The organism is Metabacillus litoralis, from assembly GCF_007994985.1.
GTDB lineage: Bacteria > Bacillota > Bacilli > Bacillales > Bacillaceae > Metabacillus > Metabacillus litoralis.
In genome coordinates this window covers 99,206-125,127 of record NZ_VOQF01000007.1, presented here as the reverse complement: position 1 = coordinate 125,127, position 25,922 = coordinate 99,206, and the positions used below count along the sequence as shown (strand labels likewise).

Below are 25,922 nucleotides of genomic sequence, written 5' to 3'. Positions count from 1 at the left end.
ATTCATTATCCATCAGATACTTTTTTTATGCTTAGGAGGGAAAGCATTGAAAATTCATATTGTACAAAAAGGCGATACACTTTGGAAGATTGCAAAAAAATATGGAGTTAATTTTGAAGAAGTAAAGAGCATGAATACACAATTAAGTAATCCAGATTTAATTATGCCTGGTATGAAAATCAAAGTTCCTTCTGGAAATGTAGCTGTGAAAAAAGAAGCTCCAATTCAAAAGGAAGCACCAATTCAAAAAGAAGCACCAATTAAGAAAGAAATGCCTTTAGCGGAGCATCCTTTTGCTAAGGAAAAACCAAAAGCAGTTGTAGATGTAGAAGACACTGTACCTAAGGAACCTATCACAGAAAAACCATCAAAACCTTATATACCGCCTGTACCTAATGCACAACATCCGGTATATACTGGGATGGAAGCGAATAATTATTATACGGTGAATATGGCAATGATGCCGCAAATGGGAAATCCACAGCTACCACCGAAACCAGCAAATGTGTTACCTGACATGACAAAAGTAGACGAAGAAATGCCTAAGGAAAATCATCATACAGAGCCATATTATCTACCAAAAGAAGAACACCATGAGGAGGATTTAAAAGATATGGCCAACATGCCGAATGTACCAAACATGCCTAATATGCAGATGCCTGCCTATAATCAACCGGCAATGTATCAACCACAACCGCAATATGTAGCACCACAATACATGGTGCCAGTTTCACCTGTATTACCGGGAACAGGACTTTGTCCACCATATTATCCTATGCAACAAATGCCTTATGCGCCTGGTCCTGCTATGATGCCGAATCAGCCATATCCAACTGCTGTGAGTCCTGAAGCTTATGATGAAGATGATGATTATGATCATGAAAATGTACCAAATCAACCTTATATGCCTTATCAACAGGCAGTAGCTCCAGCTCATTATGGGCAAGGACATGGATTTCCTGTAAACCCATATGCAGGTGTACCAGTTTCCCCAGTTATGCCAGGTACAGGACTGGGATATCCAAACCAAGTGATGGGTGCTTATGGAGAAGCACATGAGGGAGAATATGCAAATATGCCAAATCAGCCATATCCTCAAGTAGCTCCTGCTTATGATCAGGATGATTGTGGCTGTGGAGGTCCGTCACCACAACAATATGCAAATCCATATCCATATCAACAAGGCTATCCTATGGCTCAGCAGCCTTATGGTGGATACCCAATGCAACAACCATACATGGCTCCACAAGGTTATGCACCATCACCATATGGTTATAATCCATATGGCTATAATCAAACACCATACCCAGGTCAACCAGGTCAACCAGGTCAACCAGGTCAACTTGATCCAAGTGCGCAGATGTTTGGTATGCCAAATTATGATCGTGAAGAAGAGGAAGATTAAAACTTACGACAAACAGGGGATGATTTATTCATTCCCTGTTTTTTATATTAGGTTAATTTCGTAAACTTTGTTGTTTTTAGAATCATGATAGAAACAACTCTGTATGTATTAACAACTCTGTATGTATAAAGTCTAGTGGCATCTTTTTTTTTTGCAATTTGTACCTTTTATGCGATAACAAACTGGTTGCAACAGGAAATGACGTCTTAAAGCAACAATCTTTTAGAAAAGAGCCTTATATTACATACAAAAAACTTCCCTTGTTTTCGGTCGAAAATAAACGAATCTCCATTATTTAAACAAGTTGCCGTAAAGTAACAGACTTAACTTCCTGTTTCAAGCACATCATAGGTAATGAGCAATTCATAATTGATTGCTTAATTTGAGTGTATCTAAACAGGGAGGTTTTTGTTTTGATAAACAGTAAAAAGGCTTCTACTTTAACGGCAATCGCTCTATTAACAACGAGTTTAACAGCTTGTAATGGTAATAATGAAGGTGCCTTAAATAATGGAGATTATGATAACAATACTCGACCTATTGGATACTATTCAAATGAAAATACAGATGTTGATAATGAAGGACCTATCACAGAAATGCTGGATGGCATGAATGACGAAGATAATTATTTTCGTCGTGTAAATGATCGTTATGACAATCGTAACATGTCAAATCCAACAGTGCCTTTAGGTGACCGGGATAACGGTCTTGTAAGAGATAATCGTTTTAGTCATGGTGACGCAAATTATCATGGACACTTAAACGAGGTTGGATATTACAATCGTGGAGATGGAGCAGTTTCAGATAAAGTAAAGAACGCAGTTGAAAAAATTGACAACGTAGATGATGCTCGTGTTTTAGTAACCGATGATAATGTAATCGTTGCTGTTGATACTAATGACAGAAACGATGCAGATATGAAAGAGAAAATCACGAGTGAAATAAGAAAAATGACTGAAGGCAGAAATGTCCAAGTTATTACTGATGAAGGAACATTTACTCGTATACGAAATATTGACAATGATATTCGAAATGGTGGAGATAGAGAAGCTATTGATACGGATGTTAATGATTTAATGGAAGATTTAGGTGATGCTATTCAACGTCCATTTAATGGTGAGCGCTAAATTTTCGTAAAGAGGGGGCAAAGCCCCTTTTTTTTATTGATCTTTTTTGGATAATCCTTCTATAAATGGTCACAATAATAATTGAGATTGTGTTTAATGAATTTTATGAACGAGGTGAGATTGGTGAGTAAGTTTCATCGTGGTCACATCATTACTGTTTGTTGTATTCTTGTTTTTATTGTAAGTATCACAGTAACAAACGGTAGTCATCAGTATATAAGAGCAGAAGAACAAAGTGTAAGAGATCCATTAACAATTGAGGTTATCTTACAGCGGAAATATTTAGACGGAGAAGTTAGTGAAGAGATCACGAAAGAAACAATCCTTTCTATGGAGGATTTTTGGGCATCATATGAGAGCTGGCAGCTTGTTGATCAAAATGAAGAACGAGTTGTTTTTAAAAAGAATATTGATGATATTTCACCTTTACTAAAGACAAATGGATATTTTGGTATTGCTGGAGATGGGACACTCTCCATATTTAATGGCAGACCAGAAACAAGTGAAGTTATTCAATCTTTTTTTCAAATTGATATGGATAAGCTTGAAAGTCATAAGCATGACGAATTAATTCAAGGCATAAGAATACAAACAAAAGATCAATACTTAGAAGTAATAAAAATGTTTGAGACGTATTCAAAAGCTGAAAAGAAGTAGGTGTTTTGCTAACTTAGATTTTTTCTGGTTAGCTTTTTTTCTTTTTACTATTTTTGAAAAGAATTATTTATTGAAAAGTTGTTGTACCCAAATCATTATATTTTAGATTAAATGCAGGACCTTATCTGAGGTTTTTTGTCGTAAAGTGTCTAATCGGAGATAAATTACAATAATCGAAGATAAATCACAATAATCGAAGATAAATCAGAAAAATCGAAGACAAATTCAAATAATCGAAGACAAATCTACTAAATCAAAATCAATAACTAAATGTTAACGTTCACAAAATATATTTTTTCTTAGTTTTGCAATCTTCTTAATGAGTAGTTGCCTTTTTGTGAAGGATCTCTACTGCTAATTACCTGTAAAAACAAATTTCACCGTATACTAGGTTACTATTATAAGAATCAAAGATACCACAGAGTACTTTTACAAACACTCCACAAATTACTCTTTAATAAATTCATACAAATTCCTTCATATCATGGTAAAATATAAGGGAACAATTGTACGTGTTTTTTTATTGTATTGAATTATACTTCTGATTAGTCAAATTTTTTGATACAATGAGGTACAGTCAATAAGAGGTGAAGGAAATGATTGAATTTATTAAAGGGTATGTGGATAATGTAACACCTGAATACATTGTGATTGATCATAGAGGAATGGGATATCAAATTCATACACCTAATCCTTTTAGCTATAAAAAAAATAATAGTGAAGAAATCATTGTTTATACATATCAACATGTTCGTGAGGATTTATTAGCTTTATATGGCTTTCCATCTAGAGAGGAAAAAGCACTTTTCATGAAGCTATTAAACGTAACAGGGATTGGACCAAAGGGCGCACTTGCGATCTTAGCATCTGGTAATCCATCACAAGTTATTGAAGCAATTGAAAATGAAAATGATACGTTTTTAGTGAAATTTCCTGGTGTTGGTAAAAAAACTGCTCGTCAAATTATTCTCGACTTAAAAGGTAAATTGGGAGAAGTTGCCGCACTTTATTCTCCAGACTTATTTACGCATGAAGATATAGAACAAAAATACACAACAAACCAGGCATTAAATGAAGCAGTTGAAGCTTTAAAAGTGTTAGGCTATGCTGAACGTGAAATTAAAAAAGTTCTTCCTGCGTTACAGGAAGAAAGCTTAACAACAGATCTTTATATTAAAAAAGCATTGCAAAAGCTATTAAAATAGGTGATAAATATGGATGAACGTCTTGTGTCCAGTGAAGCAGATTTACAAGAGTCGTATATCGAACAAAGCTTAAGACCACAAACATTATCACAATATATCGGACAAGATAAAGCAAAGGAAAACCTTAAAGTATTTATTGAAGCTGCAAAAATGAGAAGTGAGACTCTCGACCATGTCCTCTTGTACGGTCCCCCAGGATTAGGAAAGACCACTTTGGCTACGATAATTGCAAATGAGATGGGTGTAAATATTAGAACAACATCAGGTCCTGCTATTGAAAGACCCGGTGATTTAGCGGCGATTTTGACAGCACTTGAACCTGGTGATGTACTTTTTATAGATGAAATCCACCGATTACAACGTTCAATTGAAGAGGTATTATATCCAGCAATGGAGGACTTTTGTTTGGATATTGTGATTGGTAAGGGATCAACAGCAAGATCTGTTCGCCTTGATCTGCCTCCTTTTACATTAATTGGTGCCACGACAAGAGTAGGCTTATTAACGGCTCCGCTTCGTGATCGCTTTGGAGTTTTAAGCAGATTAGAGTACTATAATGAAAGTCAATTGGCTCATATTATAGAGCGAACAGCTGATATTCTTGAAATTGGTATTAAGCATGATGGTGCCATTGAAATGGCAAGAAGATCAAGAGGTACACCTAGAATTGCTAATCGTTTATTAAGAAGAGTGAGAGATTTTGCTCAAGTTATGGGTGAAGATACGATCACATATGAACTTGCAATTGATGCCTTGGAAAAACTTCAGGTTGATAAGTTAGGTTTAGATCATATTGATCATAAGCTATTGTTAGGGATTATTGAAAAATTTCGTGGTGGACCGGTTGGGATTGATACAATTTCGGCTACAATAGGAGAAGAATCACATACAATCGAGGATGTTTATGAGCCATATTTATTACAAATTGGTTTTCTCCAACGAACTCCAAGGGGAAGAGTTGTAACAAATCTTGTTTATGATCATTTTCAAATGGAGGCTCCACATCATGACTGAATTTCCTAAGATACTCATGATATTAGGTGGATTACTTTTAGTTATTGGATTTTTCATGCAATTTATTGGTAAACTACCTGGTGACCTTATTTTTAAAAAAGGAAATACCACAGTCTTTTTTCCAATAGTAACTTGTATTGTAATAAGCATAGTGCTATCAATTGTCTTTTCAATTTTAGGTCGTTTTAAGTAACAAGTTTAGATAGAAAATAGGTGAGTTTATTGAAGGTAGAATTATTTGATTTTCATCTCCCAGAAGAGCTGATTGCTCAGGTTCCTCTTATGGAAAGAGATGCTTCAAGGTTAATGGTTCTAAAAAAAGAAACAGGAGAAATAAAGCATGAGTCTTTTAAGGCAATTATTGATTATTTCAATGAAGGTGATTGTCTTGTGTTGAATAATACAAGAGTTATGCCTGCAAGACTTTTTGGTGTAAAAGAAGACACGGGTGCAAGTATTGAAATTCTCTTATTAAAACAACAGGAAGATAATGTGTGGGAAACACTTGTTAAACCTGCAAAGCGTGTCAAAGAAGGAACAGTCGTTACATTTGGTTCAGGTGTCATGAAAGCTACATGTGTTGGATCTAGTGAACATGGTGGACGATTATTAAAGTTTGACTATGAAGGTATTTTTTATGAAGTACTTGAAACACTTGGAGAAATGCCTCTCCCACCATATATTAAAGAACAATTAGATGATCGTGAGAGATATCAAACTGTTTTTTCTCGTGAAATAGGGTCAGCAGCTGCACCGACAGCTGGTTTACATTTTACAGAGGAGATTCTTGAGCAACTTAAATCAAAAGGGGTACATATTGCTTTTATAACTCTTCATGTTGGTTTGGGCACATTTCGGCCTGTAAGTGCAGATACAGTGGAGGAGCATGAAATGCATGCAGAATTCTATCAAGTTACAGAAGGTACTGCAGCCCTTTTAAATGAAACAAGGGCAAAAGGTGGCCGTATTATTTCTGTCGGTACAACATCTACTAGAACGCTTGAAACCATTGCATCAAAGCATAATGGTCAATATGTTTCAGAAAACGGTTGGACAAATATCTTTATTTATCCAGGATACGAATTTAAAGGTATTGATGGAATGATTACAAATTTCCATCTTCCTAAATCTTCGCTTATTATGTTAGTCAGTGCTCTTGCTTCAAGAGAAAATGTCATGAACGCATATGAAACAGCTGTAAAAGAGCAGTATAGATTTTTTAGTTTTGGAGATGCCATGCTAATTATTTAATTTTAGTAAGATAATTAAGACAGTTAATTAGTGTATGTTCATATCTTCTTTGGATAATAACATACACTTTCTATTAAGGAGGAAATATAGGTGTCAACATCACCAATTCGTTACGAACTGATTAAAACATGCAAACAAACAGGTGCAAGACTTGGAATCGTTCATACTCCACATGGTAGCTTTGAAACACCAGTTTTTATGCCTGTAGGAACACTTGCAACTGTAAAAACAATGTCACCTGAGGACTTGAAGCAAATGGGTGCTGGTATTATTCTAAGTAATACCTATCATCTTTGGCTTCGTCCAGGTAATGAGATTGTTAAAGAAGCTGGTGGATTACATAAATTTATGAATTGGGATCGATCTATTTTAACAGATTCTGGTGGATTTCAAGTATTTAGCTTAAGTGATTTCCGTCGTATTGAGGAAGAGGGAGTTCACTTCCGTAATCATTTAAATGGTGATAAGCTATTCCTTTCACCTGAAAAGGCTATGCATATTCAAAATGATTTAGGATCAGATATTATGATGGCTTTTGATGAATGTCCACCATATCCTGCTGAATATGATTATATGAAGAAGTCAGTTGAAAGAACAAGCCGATGGGCTGAGCGCTGTTTAGAAGCTCACCAAAGACCAAATGATCAAGGGTTATTTGGAATTATTCAAGGCGGAGAATATGAAGAACTACGTAAACAAAGTGCAAGAGATTTAGTATCATTAGATTTCCCAGGATATGCGGTTGGTGGATTATCAGTTGGAGAACCAAAGGACGTTATGAACAGAGTGTTGGATTTTACAACACCACTTATGCCTGATAATAAACCTCGTTATTTAATGGGTGTAGGATCTCCTGATTCGTTAATTGATGGTGCGATCCGTGGTATTGATATGTTTGATTGTGTTTTACCAACACGTATTGCAAGAAATGGTACACTAATGACAAGTGAAGGTCGTCTTGTTGTGAAAAATGCAAAATTCGCTAGAGATTTCGGTCCTCTTGATGAAAATTGTGATTGCTATACATGTAAAAACTATTCAAGAGCATATATTCGACACTTAATAAAATCTGAAGAAACCTTCGGATTAAGATTAACATCTTATCATAATCTATATTTTCTGGTAAACTTAATGGAGCAAGTTAGACAAGCTATTCGTGAGGATCGTCTAGGCGATTTCCGCGATGAATTCTTTGAAAAATATGGTTTCAATAAACCAAATGCAAAGAACTTTTAATACATGCTTGAAAGGGGTGATATTCAATGGATATGTTAACAACAGTTTTACCGTTAGTGTTAATGTTTGCGATCTTTTACTTCTTGCTAATTCGTCCGCAACAAAAGCAACAAAAAGCGGTTCGCGAAATGCAGAACAGCCTACAAAAAGGCGACAAGATTATTACAATTGGCGGACTTCACGGTATTCTTGATTCAATCGATGAAAATAAGATTGTCTTAAAAGTTGGTGACGGTACTCGTTTAACGTTTGATCGTCGTTCAGTACGTGAAGTACCAAAAGACTAATAAGTAAGATACATACAAAAAGAAACAGGGATTAACCCCTGTTTTTTTTGTATGGTCTTTTATAAGGAAAGAAAGGTAACCTAGTATCGGTGTCTAGCGAATGGTATGTCCTATATGTCTTCAGATTATCTCCCTAGGAACTCAGTCAATGCTCATCTTAGTTTATCGGTGATGACAAAATGCACCATCTTATTTACCTTCTCTTGATGCAGACAAATTAACGCCAAAAACTCCACCTAACATTGCAATTAATAAAAATCCTCCATGATACATCAACTCTTCAGTAGTAAATACCTGTCCGTGACCCAAAAATTTAAATAGAAGAATAATTAGCGAATAAAGTAACGCAGTTATCCCCCCAATTAACCAACCCTTTTCTTTACCATTACCTCCAGCAACAAATCCACCGATAAATAAAGTCAATAATGAAATGCCTAGTAATACCCATGTAATAGAAGATTCTGTGAGACTAGTAAATTTTAATAATAAAGAAAAAGTTAAGCTTGTCACTAAAGCGATCACAAATATTGTAATGAGACCATAAAGAATCGCTTTTCCCCATCTTTTTGTTTCCATTTTAACGTCCCCCCCTAAAAAATAAAAAAAGTACCAAAGCTTGTTGTAGCTCGTCTTATTACAGAATATTCATAGAAGAAAAAAAAAGACTATAAATATTTTAGTGGACTTGCATCATATGATGGTAAAGAGGACATGTACCATGGTGGTAGATACTAAAAAACATTGAAAAGAAATCAATAATACTATAGATAGATTTTTAATGCTTATATGAAAGGGTAGATTGCTTTGTTGCTTTGTTTTTAAATCGAAGTTCTAGGAGTAACATAGTTTATGAAAATAGCCATATAAAAGTTTCAAAAAGCTAATAAAGCATATAGAGAAATTGTTGTACTAAAAGTGCACATGAAGCAAAGCACTAGGACATTTGTGCTTTCAAGGGGGATAAACGATGCTTACAATTTTAACTGTTATCATCTTTCTCGTAACATATTTTATTATTATGACTGAAAAAATTGATAGAGCTGTAGCAGCAGGATTTGGCGGAGTTGTTATGCTCATAGTAGGGATATATGATGTGAACAAAGCTTTTTTATCATATATTGATTGGAATACAATCGCTTTATTATTTTCAATGATGCTTATTGTTATTATTACAAGTCAAACAGGTGTATTTGAATATGTCGCGATCGTTATGGCAAAAGCAGTTGGAGGAAAGCCGATACCACTTCTCATAGTGATATCTACATTAACTGCAATTGGCTCAGCATTTTTGGCAAATGTAACGATGGTTTTGTTATTAGTTCCAATCATCTTAACAATAGTTAGAATGCTTGATATTCCTGCAATGCCTTACTTAATCTCTATAATCATTGCTTCTAATATTGGAGGAACAGCAACTTTAATTGGTGATCCACCTAATATTATGATCGGTCAGGCGGTGGAGCATTTAACATTCAATGCTTTTCTTTTTCACTTGAGTCCGATTGTTTTAATTATCTATGCAGTTGTATTAATTTATTTAATCATTCTTTACTGGAGTAAGTTAAATGTAAATCACATTGATCAAGTGAAATTATCTTCAATAAAAGCATCTGACTACTTAAAAGTAACAGCAGCGTTACCTAAATCACTAGCTGTACTCTGTATGACGATATCTGGTTTTGTATTAAATCCGATTCTTCACATAGATTTAACAAGTGTTTCTTTAGCAGGTGCATTATTATTGCTTTTGTTAACTGAGGATGAGTACAAACCTGAAGAGGTTTTTAAACAGGTGGAGTGGGGAACATTATTTTTCTTTATCGGTTTATTTATGTTAATTGGAGGTCTTGAAGAGGTTGGAATAATCGATGAATTAGCTAGGGGCCTAGTGTTTTATACTGAAGGTGATTTACCGAAGACTTCTATGTTAATTCTTTGGATGACAGGAGTGTTATCAGGTTTTGTAGATAATATCCCGTTTGTAGCGGCAATGATCCCAGTTATAACAGAATTCCAGGATTATGGTATGACAAATCTCGATCCTTTATGGTGGTCATTGGCACTAGGTGCTTGCTTAGGTGGAAATGGAACGTTGTTAGGTGCAAGCTCAAATTTAGTTGTCGCAGGATTAGCAGCCAAAGAAAAAGAGCATATAAGCTTTATTGAGTTTCTAAAGGTAGGTTTCCCAATAGTGATCATATCTCTTTTTATTTCATCTATTTATATCTATTTTAGATATCTAATTCATTTTACAAATTAAATACAGTTACATAAATATAAACTTATCGCTCAAACTAAGTAATAATAAACTGCATGCTGATAAGGAGGCCATATTATGGAGTGGTTTCTAACCATTGTGGCTCGTACACTTTTTCTTTATTTCTTAATCGTTATTATTTTTCGTTTAATGGGTAAAAGGGAGATTGGAGAATTAAGTATACTCGATTTAGTGGTTTTTATTATGATCGCTGAAATGGCTGTTACAGCTATTGAGGACGAAAAAGATCCATTAATTCATACAGTTGTTCCAATGACCTTATTAATGATTATTCAAATCTCTCTCGCCTACTTGTCTTTGAAAAACCAAAAAATTAGACATCTATTAGATGGAAAACCAACAATCATCATAAATCGGGGAAAAGTGGATGAGCATGCCATGAAAACACAACGTTATAATTTTGATGATTTAATGACACAATTACGCGATAAAAATATTAGTAATGTGGCCGACGTCGAATTTGCCATTTTAGAGCCAACTGGCAAACTTTCAGTAATAGAAAAACAAAAAAAGCAAAAAAAGCAACCTGAGCTGCAGGTGCCACTAATTGTTGATGGACAGATAAATGAAGACAATTTAAAAGTAATTGACAAAAATAATCTATGGTTAAGGCAGCAGCTTCGTAAATTAGGATATAAAGATATTAGTGCAATATCATTATGTACCTTTGGAAAAGGGATTTTTTTTATTGATATAAAGGATGAAAAAAAATAGAATATCCTATTTACTGAGGATAGGGATAAAACCATACTTTTTTTCGCCTGTTTATTAACCTGTTGTTTTCAATTTACTACTATTTTTAAAAGTAACAGGATACAAAAAATCGACAGCTAGGTCATATAGCTGTCGATTTTTTGTATTGGCAATTATTTAACAGGTATTAATTTTGCTAAAAATCCACCAACATAAGGTATCCGTTTCACTTCATCTTTTTCCACTAAATTCAAAACAAATAACAGCAAGCAGTAGATGATGGATGTAACTGTTAATGCTGATATTAACCGAAGAATACTTGAAGAATTAAGGATTACATTTTCGTAAAATAGGTAACCAGCTACTCCAGAAATGACCATAGTCAAACCACTTTTTATATAATCCTTCACATATATAGTGAATGGTATAACCTTCATTACAGTTGCGAAATGTAATAATGTAACAAGCATGATACCAATTACTATTGCTAAAGCTGCTCCCATAATTCCCAATGAAGGTCTTGTTGCTAAGGCAAAGATTAAAGCGGTTTTTACTGCAGATCCTATTAGGCTATTGATCATTGCTGCTTTAGCTAAGTCCAATGCTTGTAAAACAGCTTGTAATGGGCCTTGGAAATAGTAGAAAATAAAAAATGGCGCCATTACTTGAACGAAAATGGCTGATTTACTACTACCATACATAACAGTCATCAATGGTTCAGCAAAAACATATAACACAACACAAGAAAGACCACCACTTACAATCGATAATCTAATCGCCTGCTGAAGTCGATGCTCAACAAGCTTAAGTTGATTTTGCGCCATTGCTTCACTAATTGCAGGAACCAATGAGGTAGAAAGAGAATATGTAATAAAAGAAGGTAACATAAGTAATGGTAGTGCATAACCAGTTAGTCCACCATATTGACTTGTTGCAACAGCTGTTGCAACACCGGCTATGGCTAGACTATTTGCTACAACGATAGGTTCAAAAAACCATGCAATGGATCCTATGAATCTGCTTCCAGTAGTTGGTAATGCAATACTCATTAATTGTTGAAAAGTATCTTTACCATTTTTAGCAGATTTAAAAAACTTTCTTCGGATTCTCATTTTTTTCTTGAGCTTAAACATGGTTAAAAGGTAAATAAGAGAAACTAATTCTCCGATGACAGCAGAAATCATAGCACCAGCCGCCGCATATTCAATTCCGTATGGTAGGAAAGCACTTGTTAAGATGGCTACTAATGAAATCCTAACAATTTGTTCTAATACTTGAGAAACAGCAGCAGGGCGCATGTTTTGTTTTCCTTGAAAATAACCGCGAATAACTGACGAGATCGCAACAATTGGTACAACTGGTGCAATCGCATATAATGGCCATACTGTTCGACTATCCCTAAATAATTCAGCTAGGTAAGGTGAAAGAAAAAACATTGTTGGAGTGAAGATTAAGCTAAGCAAACCTGTAATAGACAATGAAACAACAAGAATTTTCTTTATCTTTCTTTGATCTCCCTGAGCTTCAGCTTCAGCAACTAATTTTGATATCGCTACAGGTAAGCCAAGTTGTGTAATGGTAATAGTTAAAACGAGTGTAGGAACAGCCATCATATATAAACCTACACCTTCTTCACCGATAAATCTTGCAACAACAATTCGATTAATAAAGCCTAAGACACGTGTGATAAATCCTGCTAATATTAAAATAAGCGTTCCTTTTAGAAACGTTTGCTTTGACATTCCTTTCCCCTGCCTTCTCAAATAACGTGTAATGCTATACAATTACTATATGCACAGGATTAGGCCAAGCATGACAAGTTCTGTATAGAATATATGAACACTGAAAGTTTACATAAGAATTTTTAATAAGGAGAGGTTATATGGACAAGCAACCATTTGATAGTTTTAGAGATCATGTAAAGCCAGCGATAAGAAGCAAGCTAGAGGAATTTATATTGTTAGGCTATCGTGATGTGTCAGAAGAGAAGGTATGGAACTTCTTGAAAAATAAAAAATGGAGAAAAACTCCTGAATTGTTTGTCCATGAAGTTGTTCGTGATGTTTTGTCACTTAAAGTAGGTGACTTCATGAACTATGCAACAGTCGAATCGTTTAAAAAAGATAACTGGTTTGATAGTGATGAAGGAAAAGATCTACTAAAAGGTCTTATTTAGCATTGCTTCCATTCAATATAAAAGCGTATAATTTTTTAGTGTAGAAGTTAACAGTCAAAGATTTTTTACCATACTATTTCAATTACAATATTTTTATGTGATTTAAGGAGGATACATAATGATAAAGCGAGGACGCATTATTGCGTTTTTTCTACTAGTCCTTGTTGTGGGAAGCTTAATTGGTATGAACACAAACAAAGTGACAAATAACATTATTTTAGGGTTGGATTTACAAGGTGGCTTTGAAATCCTTTATGAAGTTTTACCAGCAAATGATGGTGATGAAATAAATAGAGAAGTTTTAGTAAGTACTGTAAATGCTCTACAAAGACGTGCAAACGTTCTTGGGGTAAGTGAACCAAATATTCAAATTGAAGGTGAAGACCGTATTCGCGTTCAGCTTGCAGGAGTTAGTGACCAAAATAAAGCTCGTGAAATATTATCTACACAAGCAGAATTAACATTTCGTGATTATGAAGATAAAGAAATGTTAAATGGCTCTGATTTAGTTGAAAGTGGTTCTAAGCAGTCATTTGATGAAAATGGTGCTCCAAATGTAGCAATTAAGCTTAAAGAAGCGTCAAAGTTCAAAGAAGTAACACAAGAGATTGTCGGAAATGCCCCATATAACCAACTAGTAATTTGGTTGGATTATGAAGAGGGTGATTCTTATCAAGAAGAAGTGACAAAAGAAAATCCTAAGTTTCTTTCAGCACCAAATGTAGATCAAGTTTTTAATCAAACAGATGTAACAATAACAGGAAACTTTACAATTGCTGAAGCACAGGATTTAGCAAATCTACTTAATGCGGGATCACTTCCAGTAAAGTTAGACGAGCTATATTCAACATCAATTGGTGCACAATTTGGAGAGCAGGCACTTGACCAGACAGTACTTGCTGGGATAATCGGGATTTCTGTTATCTTCTTATTTATGCTTTTTTTCTATCGTTTACCTGGTATTATTGCAGTTATCACATTATCAACATACATCTATGTTATTCTTCAGGTCTTTGATTGGATGAACGGTGTATTAACATTACCGGGAATAGCGGCACTTATCCTTGGGGTAGGTATGGCAGTTGACGCAAATATTATTACATACGAACGGATAAAAGAAGAATTAAAGCTAGGTAGAACAGTTCGCTCAGCCTTTAAGGCCGGAACGAGACGTTCATTTGCAACAATCTTTGATGCAAACATAACTACGATGCTTGCAGGAGCTGTTTTATTCTTCTTCGGTACAAGCTCTGTTAAAGGTTTTGCAACAATGTTAATCATTAGTATTGTTGTTAGCTTTTTAACGGCTGTTTTCTTAACACGAATTCTACTTGCGTTATTAGTTGAAAGTCGTTGGTTAGATAAAAAGAAAGGTTATTTTGGTGTTAAAAAAGAACATATACTTAGTATAGAAGATACTGATGATGATACGATTGCTCCAACTCAATTTGATAAAGTTGATTTCTTAAAACACCGTAAAAAGTTTTTCATGTTATCTTCGGTTTTAGTTGTAGCGGGTTTTATCATTCTACTTATTTTTAAATTAAACTTAGGTATAGATTTTGCTAGTGGTACACGAATAGAGGTTTTAGCAGATAAAAGTTTAACAGCAGAAGAAGTAGAAACAGAAATGGCTAAACTAGATATAGAGGTTGATGATGTTGTTCTTGCTGGAAACGAAAACGAGGTTGGTGTTGCTCGTTTTAAAACGGTTTTAGATCAACCAAAAATTGCTGAAGTGAAAAATCACTTTAAAGAAAAATATGGCTCAGAACCAAATGTTAGTACTGTATCTCCAACAGTTGGTGAAGAACTAGCTAGAAATGCAATGCTAGGAGTTCTTATTGCGTCAATTGGTATTATTATTTATGTATCAATTCGCTTTGAGTTTTATATGGCATTAGCATCGATTGTGGCGCTGTTACATGATGCATTCTTTATTATTGCCTTCTTCAGCATTACTCGACTAGAGGTTGATATTACGTTCATTGCAGCAGTCTTAACAATAGTCGGTTACTCGATAAATGATACGATTGTCACCTTTGACCGGATTAGGGAACTTCATAAGAAGAAAAAGGTTAAGACAATCGAAGATTTACAATTTATTGTTAACAGAAGTTTACAGCAAACATTTACAAGATCAATCAATACTGTTCTTACGGTTGTAATAGCAGTTATAGCTTTAATGATTTTCGGTAGTTCATCAATAACAAACTTCTCCATTGCCTTGTTAGTAGGATTAGTTTCTGGAACATATTCATCTTTATTTATTGCTGCACAGCTATGGTTAATTTGGAAAGGGAAGCAGCTAACTAAGAAAAAAGATGTTCCATCTAATATAAGTGATGAACCACAAATCTAAATAATTTTTAGGGTCACCCCTCTTTTAAATGTAGAAATAGTGATGAAATTAGCTCACTAAACAATACATATAGAGGGGATGACCCTTATTTATTCATAAGAGTTGGTTATTATATGGATAACAGTTAAAGAGGTGGAATAAATGAATAACAAAGATCGTTTTAAGCAAGCTGAATTTGCAGCAATGATAGGGGTTGTAGGAAATATCATTTTAGCAATTATAAAGGGAGTAGTTGGTGTTATATCTGATAGTCGCGCTTTGATCGCTGATGCCGTTCATTCAGCATCAGATGTTGCTGGCTCCCTAGCTGTTTTTATAGGTGTGCGTGCTGCCAAACAACCCCCTGATGAAGACCATCCTTATGGTCATGGTAAGGCGGAATCAATTGCTGCAATAATTGTAGCTGTTTTGTTATTTTTAGTTGGCTTAGAAATTGGAAAATCTTCAATTGAAGCATTTTTTCATGAAATTGAAGCACCAAAGCTTCTTGCTATTTATGCTGTTATCTTTTCAATTGTTGTAAAAGAATGGATGTTTCGATACAAGTTTAAATTGGGTAAAAGAATAAAAAGTGATGCAATCATTGCAAATGCTTATGAACATCGCTCAGATGTTTATTCTTCAATAGCTGCTTTAATTGGAATAGGTGCAGCTATTGTTGGTCAGGAGATAGGTATAGATTGGCTTGTGTATGCTGATCCTGTTGCAGGATTATTTGTTGCCATTTTAGTCATTAAGATGGCGTGGAAACTTGGTTCAGAATCTATCCATACAACTTTGGACCATGTATTACATGATGAAGATATTACTGAACTTAAAGCTACGGTAAGTCAGATAAGTGGAATCAAAAAAATTGATGAACTATTTGCACGTGAACATGGGCATTATGTCATTATAGATATAAAAATATCAGTTGATCCACATATAACCGTAGAAGAAGGTCATAACATTGGAAAGCTAGTGAAAGAGAAGTTAATGAGTGAACATGAGCATGTACAAAATGTACTTGTGCATATTAATCCATATTCACCATAAAAAGTTTGGAGGAATTTAGATGAAACGTCAGTGGAGTCTTGTTGTAGCTATCATTTTTGCACTAATTATTGCACTTTTTGCCGTAATAAATGTTGAGCCTGTTCAGGTTGATTATTTGTTTGGAACATCTGAATGGCCATTAATTTTAATTATACTAGGATCTGTCCTGATGGGAGGATTCATTATTGCATCTGCAGGTGTTGTGCGAATTTTATCTGTACAGAGAAAACTTAAATCAACAGAAAAAGAAAATATAAAATTAAAAGAAGAGCTAGAATCCTTAAAAGGAGAACAAGTTTCTTTACCAAATAATGAAGTTCAGAACGAGGAAGAAAAGCAATCTGAGAATTCCTAAATTGAATCTACAACAGTTGGAATATAATACTTAAATTGAAACCCCTTGATCACTCTTGTATAATGGGATGGTTGAGGGGTGAAACTATGTTAAAAGCAAAAACAAGATGGTTGGTACAACCAACTGATGAATCTTTGATTAATACATTAGTAGAAGAATTATCGATTACTCCACTTGTAGCGTCATTACTCGTTAATCGTGGAATTCATTCAACCCATGGAGCTCGTGAATTTTTACAAATAGAAAAACAAGATTTTCACGATCCTTATTTATTAAAAGATATGGACAAAGCTGTTCTCCGAATAAAAACAGCTATTGAAAATAATGAAAATATCCTTGTGTATGGAGATTATGATGCTGATGGTGTTAGTAGTACTACAGTATTGTTAACAACTTTAAGAAAAATTGGAGCACAAGCTGACTTTTATATTCCAAACCGTTTTACTGAAGGTTATGGTCCTAATGAGGCTGCGTTTAGACAAGCACATCAAAAAGGCTTCTCATTAATCATAACTGTAGATACAGGAATAGCAGCAATCCATGAAGCTGCCATTGCTAAAGAGCTTGGAGTTGATTTAATTATTACTGATCACCATGAACCAGGTCCAATTCTTCCGGATTCATTTGCAATTATCCATCCAAAACAACCAGGATGCTCTTATCCTTTTAAAGAATTAGCTGGAGTTGGTGTAGCTTTTAAATTGAGTCATGCGCTTTTAGGAGAAGCTCCAACAGATTTATTAGAGGTGGCTGCGATTGGAACTATTGCTGACCTTGTTACTCTTCACGGTGAAAATAGATTAATTGCAAAAAAAGGAATTCAACAACTAAAGTCAACAAAACGTATTGGATTAAAGGCGTTGTTGAAAATTGCAAATGTAGATCAAAAAGATATAACTGAAGATACAATTGGCTTTGCGATCGGCCCAAGAATTAATGCTGTAGGTAGGTTACAGTCAGCTGATCCTGCTGTTGATCTCCTTTTGTCAGATAATGAAGAAGAAGCTTTTATGATTGCAGAAGAAATTGATTTATTAAATAAAGAAAGACAAAAGTTAGTTAATACAATGACTGAGGAAGCAATCGCAGAAGTGGAAAATAAATTTCCTATTGAAAATAACCCTGTCTTAATTATTGCAAAAGAAGGCTGGAATCCAGGAGTAGTAGGAATTGTTGCATCTCGACTTGTAGAGCGTTATTACCGACCAACAATCGTGTTAAGTATCGATCATGAAAAGGGAATTGCAAAAGGCTCAGCCCGAAGTATTACTGGCTTTGATTTATTTGAAAATTTATCTACATGTAGAGAGATCTTACCACATTTTGGCGGACACCCAATGGCCGCTGGTATGACTTTACAGCTAGAAAACGTTGATATCCTTCGAGAAAGATTAGTAGAGCTCGCTAAAAATCAATTAACGGATGAAGATTTTACTCCAGTAACTAAAGTTGATGTGAGCTGTATGCTAGAAGATATTTCTGTTAAATCTATAGAAGAAATGCAACAGCTGTCACCTTTTGGAATGAATAATCCAAAGCCGATTGTTCAAGTTGAAAATGTTACACTAGCAAATATTAGAAAAATTGGCGCAGATCAAAACCATTTAAAATTAGTTTTTGCACAAAAAGAACATCAGCTTGATAGTGTTGGATTCGGATTTGGACATATACATGATGAACTATCACCTGCAGCAACACTATCAGCAATAGGTGAGCTAACAATTAACGAATGGAACAACCACCGTAAGCCTCAAATCATGCTACAGGATATTAAGGTAGATGAATGGCAACTTTATGATTATCGTGGTACTCGTAATGTAGAAAAGCTTATCAAAACAGCTAATTCTGAAAATCTTACCTTTATAACTTTTCAACCTTTTACATTTGAATCAATGAAAAGTAAAGTGTTACTAAATAGCATTCATTTAGTTGAAACAATAGAAGATGCAGAAAAACTTAATGTGAAAAATAAAAATATTGCTTTAATAGATATACCTGTATCATCAGAGCATATCGAATCACTCTTTTTACAAGGAAAGCCAGATCGTATTTATTCTGTTTTTATGCAAGAAGCCGATCATTTCTTTGCTACAATTCCTACTCGTGAACACTTTAAGTGGTATTATGGCTTTTTATTAAAAAAAGGAACATTCAACTTAAACGAACAAGGAGAATTACTAGCAAAACATAAAGGATGGTCAAAAGAAACAATTGAGTTTATGTCACAGGTGTTTTTTGAGCTGAAATTTGTTACAATAGAAAATGGTGTTATTTCGACAAATTCCTCGTCTCAAAAAAGAGATTTAGGAGAATCGGAAACCTATGTACAAAAACAGATGAAAATAGAGTTAGAAAAAACGTTATTATATACATCATATATGCAGTTAAAGCAATGGTTTGAAGAACGATTTCAATCGGCTGATCAAGATGCACATATGAATGTATAAGGAGGACATTGGAAAAATGGATTTAAAGCAATTCGTAACAGTCGTACCTGATTATCCAAAACCAGGAATCCAATTTAAGGATATTACAACTTTAATGGATAACGGAGATGCGTATAGATATGCTACAGATCAAATTGTAGAATATGCTCGTGAAAAGCAAATTGATCTTATCGTTGGTCCTGAAGCTCGTGGGTTTATAATCGGATGCCCAGTAGCGTACTCATTAGGTGTAGGTTTTGCTCCTGTTCGTAAAGAAGGGAAATTACCTAGAGAAGTAGTTCGTGTAGAATACGGCCTTGAATATGGTAAAGATGTTTTAACAATCCATAAAGACGCTATCAAACCAGGTCAACGAGTATTAATTACAGATGATTTACTTGCAACAGGAGGAACAATTGAAGCTACGATCAAGCTTGTTGAAGAGCTTGGTGGAGTTGTAGCTGGGATTGCTTTCTTAATAGAACTATCTTATTTAGATGGACGTAAGCTATTAGATGGTTATGAAGTATTAACGTTAATGACTTACTAATTGTTTGAAAATTAAATAATAAAACAGAGAAATTTTTTCGGTGTTTTCTAAGTGGAATATCGAAGAATTTCTCCTTTCTTTTAATTTTTAAAGAGCACTCTCATGGGTGCTTTTTTTATAAAGGCTCTTTTAATTTATTGGCTCTGTTAAACATTGTTGTTGATTTCCGTTACAGGCATTCGCTTTCCGCGGGCGGTCCGGGAGCCTCCTCGGCGCTAGCGCCTGTGGGGTCTCCCTTTGACACGCTTCTCTAAGCAGGAGTCTCATGCCTTACACTCCAATCAACAGTGTGCTAAAAATCAACATTAAGCTTTAACATAGCTAATTTATTATATGGTTTGGAGATCAACATTTTAGAATAAGAGCCGATATGAATAACAATACTTCTCTTATTTACATAAGGTTGTTTCACCATCATGATTCTCCTCATTCGTTTACCTTTCATTAGAGAATACATGACTTTATTTGTAGCTACCTTTAAAAGTGAGGAAAATAGTATCTAATTATTCTTCGAACCAGTATTTGGTTTCTTAAAAAGAATGAATTCTCTTTACATCTTCTCAATTTTTATTGATAATAGTTACAATATAGTAAAATTTCTAAAAGTAGGATCTAAGGACTATTCTTCATAATTAAAACCCAATTGAAAAGCTTGGTTAAATATATTCAGGTTTACAAGACGTATTCACTCCGAATTAATGGAGTTCAAATAAAGTTTTCATTATAAAAAAGGTGATTTCATGGCTAACGAACAAGTTTTATCTTCTGAACAAGTAATTGAAAAGGCAAAGCGGTATTTATCAACTGAGGATACTGCTTTTATTCAACGAGCCTACGACTATGCAGAAGAAGCACATCGAGAGCAATTTCGTAAATCGGGTGAACCATATATTATACATCCCATTCAAGTAGCAGGGATATTGGTAGACTTAGAGATGGACCCTTCAACAATTGCTGGAGGATTTCTGCATGATGTTGTAGAGGATACTGAAATAACGCTAGATGACTTGCGTAAGGAGTTTAGCGACGAAGTAGCCATGCTCGTTGATGGAGTAACAAAGCTAGGTAAAATTAAATATAAATCAAAAGAAGAACAACAAGCAGAAAATCATCGTAAAATGTTTGTTGCGATGGCCCAAGACATACGAGTAATCTTGATTAAGCTTGCTGATCGTCTTCATAACATGAGAACGTTAAAACATTTACCACAAGAAAAGCAAAGAAGAATTTCAAATGAAACATTAGAAATCTTTGCTCCTTTAGCACACAAATTAGGTATTTCTAAAATCAAATGGGAACTAGAAGACACATCATTACGTTATCTTAACCCTCAACAATATTATCGAATTGTTAATTTGATGAAAAAGAAACGACAAGAACGTTTAGAATATTTGGATGAAGTGATTAATGAGGTTCGAGATCGTGTTGATGATGTAAATATTGAAGCGGATTTTTCAGGAAGGCCTAAACACATTTACAGTATTTATCGGAAAATGGCACTTCAAAATAAACAATTCAATGAAATTTATGATTTATTAGCTGTAAGGATTGTCGTTAATAGTATTAAAGACTGCTATGCAGTGTTAGGGATCATTCATACATGTTGGAAGCCAATGCCTGGTCGTTTTAAAGATTATATTGCCATGCCAAAAGCTAATATGTATCAATCACTTCATACAACTGTTATTGGGCCAAAAGGAGATCCTCTTGAAGTTCAAATTCGTACGATTGAAATGCATCAAATTGCTGAGTACGGAATAGCAGCACATTGGGCATATAAAGAAGGAAAAGAAGTTGACGAGAAATCAACTTTAGAGAAAAAACTAACATGGTTTAGAGAAATTTTAGAATTTCAAGATGATGTAACGAACGCAGAAGAATTCATGGAATCATTGAAAATTGATTTATTTTCAGACATGGTCTTTATCTTTACACCAAAAGGAGATGTAATTGAACTTCCTTCTGGATCAGTTCCGATTGATTTTGCTTATCGTATTCATTCTGAAATTGGTAACAAAACAATTGGTGCAAAAATCAATGGTAAAATGGTCACATTAGATTATAAGCTAAAAACAGGAGATATTATTGAAATCCTTACGTCGAAGCACTCTTATGGACCAAGTCAAGATTGGTTAAAGCTAGCACAAACTTCTCAAGCAAAAAACAAAATTCGCCAATTCTTTAAAAAGCAACGACGTGAAGAGAATGTTGAAAAAGGTAAAGAAATGGTTGAAAAAGAAATTAAGAATTTAGATTTTGATGTAAAAGAAATCATGACGATTGATAATCTTCAGCGTGTAGCAGAGAAATTTAACTTCTCAAATGAAGAGGATATGTATGCTGCAGTTGGGTATAACGGTGTGACTGCATTACAGGTTGCTAATCGTTTAACAGAAAAGTGGCGTAAAAAGCGTGATCAAGAAGAACAAGAGAAAAATGTTCGTGAAGTAATAAATGAAGCTAAGCAAGTAACATCAGTAACATCAAGAAGACGTGATGCCGGTGTACAAGTTAAAGGTATTGATAACTTGTTAATCCGCTTATCAAAATGCTGTAACCCTGTACCAGGTGATGAAATTGTAGGATTCATTACAAAAGGTCGAGGTGTTTCTGTTCATAGAGATGATTGTACAAATGTTCATACAGATGACGCAAAAGAACGTTTAATAGATGTAGAATGGGAAAATCAACCTTCTACAAGTCGAAAAGAATATAATGTGGAAATTGAAATCCTTGGTTATGATCGCAGAGGTTTATTGAACGAAGTACTTCAGGTAGTTAATGAAACAAAGACAAATATTTCATCTGTATCTGGAAAGTCTGATCGAAATAAGGTTGCGACAATTAATATGACCATATCGATTTCAAATATTAATCATTTGCATAAAGTTGTAGAAAGAATTAAGCAAATTTCTGATGTTTATTCTGTACGAAGAATGATGAATTAAGGAAAGGTAAGGTATTGTTCGTGAAAGTTGTGATACAAAGAGCTAAAAAGGCAAGTGTTACCGTTTCTGGTGAAGTAGTAGGATCTATTGATAACGGTGTTATGGTCCTAGTTGGGGTTACACATGAAGACACTGAAAGCGATGCTGAATATCTTGCAGATAAAGTTGCTCATTTACGAATATTTGAAGATCGTGATGGGAAAATGAATGATTCTTTATTAGATGTTAATGGACAGGTTCTATCGGTATCTCAATTCACTTTATATGGAGATTGTCGTAAAGGTAGACGTCCAAATTTTATGAGTGCTGCAAAGCCAGATATTGCAAACGAACTTTATACTCTATTTAATAAAAAGTTAAAAGACAAAGGACTTCAAGTTGAAACAGGTACTTTTGGTAGTATGATGGATGTTCAATTCACAAATGTTGGACCTGTTACATTAATTCTTGAAAGTAAATAAAGGTTGTTTTTGTAAAGTCAAGCCTGTGGGGGCCCGACCTTTTCTCTAAACACGCAGGTGTCTTCCGCTGCATTACACTATAGTGAGAAAAGAGCCTTAAAATAATCAAAATAAAAAAGGTTACTCGTTCCATTTGGAATGAGTAACCTTTTTTGTATAAGACGACAAATGATCTATTTAAAATATTGTGTTAGTCCATTATAGATACCTTGTGCTGCTCGTTCATGGTACATGGAAGAAGCAATTGTTAATTCCTCTGTTCTGTTACTTAAAAATCCTAATTCTAGTAATACAGCAGGACCTTTGTTTTCACGGATAACGTGGAAATTACCAAATTTCACTCCTCGATCTCTAAGTTTTGCTTGTTTTACTAATTCAACATTCATTTTTGATGCTAATGGTGCATCCTTTAATGAGTTGTAATAATAAGTTGTTGTACCAGAAGCACTGCTATCAGTTGTACTGTCAAAATGTATGCTGATAAATGCTTGGGAATTTCTGTAGTGTGAAGTACTTACTCTTGAGTTTAAACTAATATAAGTGTCATTTGATCGAGTAAGAAATACATTTGCTCCTGCAGACTTTAATTTATCGTATACAAGTTTTGCAGTTGATAAAGTTATATTTTTTTCGAACGTACCTCGTGACCCAACGGCACCACTATCTTGCCCACCATGACCTGGGTCAATGACGATTGTTTTGTTTTTTACATATTGTTCAGAACCAGGTTTAGTAATAGGAGAATTGACTCCTATTGTTTCAATAACCCAACCTGCAATATACGCAGTCTTGTTATTGCCAACATTAATTTTGTACCATTCTCCAGATTTTCCTATAATGTTATAGGTTTCTCCTAATTTTGCTCTTTTGACGATTGAGTGACTTGTTGATGCTCCAGAACGGATATTTGTTCCATCAAAAATAATTTTCACCTGTTCTGTTGAAGAAGCTGGTGTTTCCTTAACTGGAGTCGGTGTTGCTGTTTTCGTCACATACCAACCTGCTACCCAACCAACCTTGTTCGCTCCAAAGCTAATTTTGTACCATTTATTTTTTTCCTCTAAGATGGTAACCTTTGTTCCTTTTGTGACAGCCGCAATAACTTTGCCACTTAATGATCCATTGTCCCTTACATTCAAGGAAGTAGCTGTTACTGTTCCATTTGACGTTGTATTTGTTGGTGTCTGTGGAGTAGTGGTTGTTTCTTTTGGCGTTTCTGCAGGGTTTGACGCACTTACTTTTATGTAATCACTATGAACCCAGCCTTTGATGCTATTTGTCTCAACATATGCCCAATCACCCTGTTCCTTCGTGATAACAACAGCTGCATTTTTCTTTAAGCTACCAATTTTTGCTCCTTTTGTCGAAGCAGAATTCCTAACATTAAGAGAGGTAGCAGTAACTGTAGCTGTTTTTTTAACAGAAGGACTAGTACTTGGATTGCTACTGGGTGCTGTATTTTTAATTGTTACAAATTGGGAAGATACCCAGCCTTGTTTACCAGAATATGAAATTTTAACCCAAGCTCCACTCTTCTCTAAGTAAGTGGCTGATTTTCCATTATCAAATACACCGATTACCGAAAAAGTTGTTCCAGGACCTGAGCGAAATCTCAAACCTGTCGCATTTGATGTGACAGTTGAACTTTTCGAAACATTTTCTGATGATGCTGGTTTTTGAGAGGCAGTTTGTTTCTTCTCGGTTACAAGCCACCCTGCTACCCAGCCTGTCGAATTGCTAGATAATTTAATTTTAATCCACTCGTTTTTCTTCTCTACCACATCATATGTTTGTCCCGATTTAACTTTGGCTATAACTGAATATGTAAGACCAGCACCACTTCGAACATTTAATAAATCAACCTTTATAGTGACCTGATCATTTGTAGCAGATGTTTTCACAGTCATAAACAATGAAGAAGTTAACAGTACTGTTAAACAGATGGATACTGTTAAAAGTTTGCGAATCAATGATAAATCCTCCTTTATTAAAATGCTAATATAACCATTTCTCTACTTATATCGACATTCCTTTTAAAATTTGAAATAAAATCTTCCAATATAGGAAAAGATATTTAAGAAAATAACTTCATTTAAGCTTTTTGTTGATTTGTGAAGAGTTTCTTCGAGGAAACTAAATTATCTGGAGAAATCATACTAAAAATATGGAGGAGAAATGAATATGAGAAATAGTGAAAAAGGTGACATCTCTCATTCAACACGTGATGTGTTTGGAGTAAATCTTCATGATTTTATGATGAAAGAACAAAATGATACTTCATATGAGCTTGCTTCAGAGTTCGGTATATCACTTGGAGATGTTAAGAAATTAAAAAAACATTTAAATCGTTCTTGACAATGTACTGCAAAGATACGTATGATAAGATAAAATTCGATAATAACTTTTATGTTGAAATATACATATCTTTTATGAACCATTGAGGGAGAAAAGTAAGT

At 34.5% G+C, this 25,922-nt stretch carries 24 protein-coding genes and 1 other annotated feature (1 of these 25 cut by a window edge); of the genes, 20 read left to right on the top strand and 4 right to left on the bottom strand.

Annotated elements, in window-relative coordinates; translation table 11 throughout:
- Positions 1 to 46: 46 nt before the first annotated feature.
- The 9 genes from safA (at position 47) to yajC (ending at position 8,182) form a co-directional block, all read left to right on the top strand.
- A complete protein-coding gene (safA, locus tag FS935_RS24230) occupies positions 47 to 1,405 on the top strand; it encodes a SafA/ExsA family spore coat assembly protein (RefSeq protein ID WP_146949145.1) in 1,359 nt (452 codons plus the stop codon).
- 413 nt (positions 1,406 to 1,818) lie between these two features.
- On the top strand, positions 1,819 to 2,532 hold the full coding sequence (locus tag FS935_RS13520; protein WP_158638609.1) for a YhcN/YlaJ family sporulation lipoprotein: 714 nt from the start codon (positions 1,819 to 1,821) through the stop codon (positions 2,530 to 2,532).
- A 123-nt stretch (positions 2,533 to 2,655) separates the two neighbouring features.
- Positions 2,656 to 3,189, top strand: coding sequence for an intercompartmental signaling factor BofC (locus FS935_RS13515; protein WP_240050912.1), 534 nt, complete (start codon positions 2,656 to 2,658; stop codon positions 3,187 to 3,189).
- 596 nt (positions 3,190 to 3,785) lie between these two features.
- Positions 3,786 to 4,394, top strand: coding sequence for a Holliday junction branch migration protein RuvA (gene ruvA / locus FS935_RS13510; protein ID WP_146949143.1), 609 nt, complete (start codon positions 3,786 to 3,788; stop codon positions 4,392 to 4,394).
- Positions 4,395 to 4,403: 9 nt separating this feature from the next.
- Positions 4,404 to 5,408 carry a Holliday junction branch migration DNA helicase RuvB gene (gene ruvB, locus FS935_RS13505; RefSeq protein ID WP_146949142.1) on the top strand — a complete coding sequence of 335 codons (1,005 nt, stop codon included), beginning with the start codon at positions 4,404 to 4,406 and terminating at the stop codon, positions 5,406 to 5,408.
- Complete coding sequence (locus FS935_RS13500) at positions 5,401 to 5,601, top strand: DUF2905 domain-containing protein (protein ID WP_146949141.1); 201 nt, start codon at positions 5,401 to 5,403, stop codon at positions 5,599 to 5,601. The genes ruvB and FS935_RS13500 overlap by 8 nt, the downstream gene beginning before the upstream one ends.
- 29 nt (positions 5,602 to 5,630) lie before the next feature.
- Positions 5,631 to 6,659, top strand: a complete 1,029-nt coding sequence (gene queA / locus FS935_RS13495; RefSeq protein WP_146949140.1) for a tRNA preQ1(34) S-adenosylmethionine ribosyltransferase-isomerase QueA — start codon at positions 5,631 to 5,633, stop codon at positions 6,657 to 6,659.
- A gap of 90 nt (positions 6,660 to 6,749) precedes the next feature.
- Positions 6,750 to 7,895 (top strand): tRNA guanosine(34) transglycosylase Tgt, encoded by a 1,146-nt coding sequence (gene tgt / locus FS935_RS13490; protein ID WP_146949139.1) that lies wholly within the window; start codon positions 6,750 to 6,752, stop codon positions 7,893 to 7,895.
- Positions 7,896 to 7,921: 26 nt separating this feature from the next.
- Positions 7,922 to 8,182, top strand: coding sequence for a preprotein translocase subunit YajC (yajC, locus tag FS935_RS13485; protein ID WP_146949138.1), 261 nt, complete (start codon positions 7,922 to 7,924; stop codon positions 8,180 to 8,182).
- A gap of 189 nt (positions 8,183 to 8,371) precedes the next feature.
- Here yajC and FS935_RS13480 read toward each other — a convergent pair whose 3' ends face one another.
- The gene (locus FS935_RS13480; RefSeq protein ID WP_146949137.1) at positions 8,372 to 8,758 is read right to left on the bottom strand and encodes a TIGR04086 family membrane protein; all 387 of its coding nucleotides are present in this window, start codon (positions 8,756 to 8,758) and stop codon (positions 8,372 to 8,374) included.
- A 391-nt stretch (positions 8,759 to 9,149) separates the two neighbouring features.
- On the opposite strand from FS935_RS13480, the gene FS935_RS13475 reads away from it, so the two are divergent.
- Both FS935_RS13475 and FS935_RS13470 read left to right on the top strand, forming a co-directional pair.
- A complete protein-coding gene (locus FS935_RS13475) occupies positions 9,150 to 10,442 on the top strand; it encodes an ArsB/NhaD family transporter (protein WP_146949136.1) in 1,293 nt (430 codons plus the stop codon).
- A gap of 75 nt (positions 10,443 to 10,517) precedes the next feature.
- Positions 10,518 to 11,174 (top strand): DUF421 domain-containing protein, encoded by a 657-nt coding sequence (locus FS935_RS13470; RefSeq protein ID WP_146949135.1) that lies wholly within the window; start codon positions 10,518 to 10,520, stop codon positions 11,172 to 11,174.
- A gap of 152 nt (positions 11,175 to 11,326) precedes the next feature.
- On the opposite strand, the gene spoVB is transcribed toward FS935_RS13470, so the two are convergent.
- The gene (gene spoVB, locus FS935_RS13465) at positions 11,327 to 12,895 is read right to left on the bottom strand and encodes a stage V sporulation protein B (protein ID WP_146949134.1); all 1,569 of its coding nucleotides are present in this window, start codon (positions 12,893 to 12,895) and stop codon (positions 11,327 to 11,329) included.
- A 140-nt stretch (positions 12,896 to 13,035) separates the two neighbouring features.
- On the opposite strand from spoVB, the gene FS935_RS13460 reads away from it, so the two are divergent.
- The 6 genes from FS935_RS13460 to FS935_RS13435 all read left to right on the top strand — a co-directional run bounded on the left by FS935_RS13460 (position 13,036) and on the right by FS935_RS13435 (position 20,057).
- Positions 13,036 to 13,329 (top strand): post-transcriptional regulator, encoded by a 294-nt coding sequence (locus FS935_RS13460; protein ID WP_146949133.1) that lies wholly within the window; start codon positions 13,036 to 13,038, stop codon positions 13,327 to 13,329.
- 121 nt (positions 13,330 to 13,450) lie between these two features.
- Positions 13,451 to 15,691: a protein translocase subunit SecDF gene (gene secDF, locus FS935_RS13455; RefSeq protein WP_146949426.1), complete on the top strand. Its 2,241-nt coding sequence runs from the start codon at positions 13,451 to 13,453 to the stop codon at positions 15,689 to 15,691.
- Between the two features lie 141 nt (positions 15,692 to 15,832).
- A complete protein-coding gene (locus tag FS935_RS13450; protein WP_146949132.1) occupies positions 15,833 to 16,726 on the top strand; it encodes a cation diffusion facilitator family transporter in 894 nt (297 codons plus the stop codon).
- A 19-nt stretch (positions 16,727 to 16,745) separates the two neighbouring features.
- Complete coding sequence (locus tag FS935_RS13445) at positions 16,746 to 17,081, top strand: LapA family protein (RefSeq protein ID WP_146949131.1); 336 nt, start codon at positions 16,746 to 16,748, stop codon at positions 17,079 to 17,081.
- An 86-nt stretch (positions 17,082 to 17,167) separates the two neighbouring features.
- Positions 17,168 to 19,528 carry a single-stranded-DNA-specific exonuclease RecJ gene (recJ, locus tag FS935_RS13440; RefSeq protein WP_146949130.1) on the top strand — a complete coding sequence of 787 codons (2,361 nt, stop codon included), beginning with the start codon at positions 17,168 to 17,170 and terminating at the stop codon, positions 19,526 to 19,528.
- A 16-nt stretch (positions 19,529 to 19,544) separates the two neighbouring features.
- Complete coding sequence (locus tag FS935_RS13435; RefSeq protein WP_146949129.1) at positions 19,545 to 20,057, top strand: adenine phosphoribosyltransferase; 513 nt, start codon at positions 19,545 to 19,547, stop codon at positions 20,055 to 20,057.
- A 292-nt stretch (positions 20,058 to 20,349) separates the two neighbouring features.
- On the opposite strand, the gene FS935_RS24225 is transcribed toward FS935_RS13435, so the two are convergent.
- On the bottom strand, positions 20,350 to 20,472 hold the full coding sequence (locus FS935_RS24225) for a hypothetical protein (protein ID WP_275669616.1): 123 nt from the start codon (positions 20,470 to 20,472) through the stop codon (positions 20,350 to 20,352).
- 325 nt (positions 20,473 to 20,797) lie between these two features.
- On the opposite strand from FS935_RS24225, the gene FS935_RS13430 reads away from it, so the two are divergent.
- Together FS935_RS13430 and dtd are read left to right on the top strand one after the other, a co-directional pair.
- Positions 20,798 to 23,005 carry a RelA/SpoT family protein gene (locus FS935_RS13430; RefSeq protein WP_146949128.1) on the top strand — a complete coding sequence of 736 codons (2,208 nt, stop codon included), beginning with the start codon at positions 20,798 to 20,800 and terminating at the stop codon, positions 23,003 to 23,005.
- Positions 23,006 to 23,025: 20 nt separating this feature from the next.
- Positions 23,026 to 23,466: a D-aminoacyl-tRNA deacylase gene (dtd, locus tag FS935_RS13425; protein WP_146949127.1), complete on the top strand. Its 441-nt coding sequence runs from the start codon at positions 23,026 to 23,028 to the stop codon at positions 23,464 to 23,466.
- Between the two features lie 173 nt (positions 23,467 to 23,639).
- Here the strand turns inward: dtd and FS935_RS13420 are convergent, their stop codons facing one another.
- The gene (locus tag FS935_RS13420) at positions 23,640 to 25,436 is read right to left on the bottom strand and encodes an N-acetylmuramoyl-L-alanine amidase family protein (RefSeq protein WP_146949126.1); all 1,797 of its coding nucleotides are present in this window, start codon (positions 25,434 to 25,436) and stop codon (positions 23,640 to 23,642) included.
- A 211-nt stretch (positions 25,437 to 25,647) separates the two neighbouring features.
- Here FS935_RS13420 and FS935_RS23665 point away from each other — a divergent pair, with 211 nt between their 5' ends.
- Positions 25,648 to 25,821 carry a hypothetical protein gene (locus FS935_RS23665; protein ID WP_168714486.1) on the top strand — a complete coding sequence of 58 codons (174 nt, stop codon included), beginning with the start codon at positions 25,648 to 25,650 and terminating at the stop codon, positions 25,819 to 25,821.
- A 73-nt stretch (positions 25,822 to 25,894) separates the two neighbouring features.
- Positions 25,895 to 25,922: a binding site (T-box leader), on the top strand; it runs 204 nt beyond the window's last position.